The organism is Pandoraea pneumonica, assembly GCF_049918595.1.
GTDB classification, from domain to species: Bacteria; Pseudomonadota; Gammaproteobacteria; order Burkholderiales; family Burkholderiaceae; genus Pandoraea; species Pandoraea pneumonica_A.
In genome coordinates this window covers 1-834 of sequence record NZ_JBNCRZ010000013.1, presented here as the reverse complement: position 1 = coordinate 834, position 834 = coordinate 1, and the positions used below count along the sequence as shown (strand labels likewise).

The 834-nt window shown below is 66.3% G+C and carries 1 protein-coding gene; it reads left to right on the top strand.

Translation table 11 applies throughout. The annotated features are described in order from the left end of the window. A partial coding sequence (gene alc / locus ACPWR9_RS25845) for an allantoicase (RefSeq protein ID WP_426301927.1) occupies window positions 1-834 on the top strand: 834 nt, incomplete at its 3' end.

The window sequence follows — 834 nt, the reverse complement described above, 5'->3', positions numbered from 1 at the left end:
ATGGCCCTCGTCCCGCAAGATCCGAACGCACCGGAATTCGTGCGCCGTTACGTCAATCTGGCCGATCCGCGTCTGGGTGCCCAGGCGTTGGAAGCCAGCGACGAGTTCTTCGCGGCCAAAGAGCGCATGCTCAACCCCGACCCGGCGGTGTTCATTCCGGGCAAGTACGACGACAACGGCAAGTGGATGGACGGCTGGGAAACGCGCCGCAAGCGCGTGAACGGCTACGACTGGTGCGTCGTCAAGCTGGCGCGCCCGGGCGTGTTGTTCGGCGTCGATCTCGACACCAGCCACTTCACCGGCAACTTCCCGCCCGCCGCGTCGCTCGAGGGCTGCTACAGCCCTGACGGTGCCCCGTCGGCCAACGCCGAGTGGTTCGAACTGCTGGCCTCGACGACGCTGCAAGGCAACTCGCACCACTATCACGACATCACCACGCAACGTCCGGCCACGCACGTGCGCGTGAACCTGTATCCGGACGGCGGTCTGGCGCGTCTGCGTCTGTACGGCCTGCCGCAAAGCGACTGGGCGAACCGCTCGCGCGACGAGTTGATCGACCTGATCGCGATGGAGAACGGCGGCTATGTGGTTGCCGCCAACAACCAGCACTTCGGATTGGCCTCGAACCTGCTGATGCCGGGCCGTGGCGTGAACATGGGCGATGGCTGGGAGACGCGCCGCCGTCGCGAGCCGGGCAACGACTGGGCGATCATCGCGCTGGCGCAGCCGGGCGAGATCGGCAAGATCGAGGTCGACACCGCGCACTTCAAGGGCAACTTCCCGGACCGCTGCTCGATTCAGGGCGCGTATGTGACGGGCGGTACCGAGCAGTCG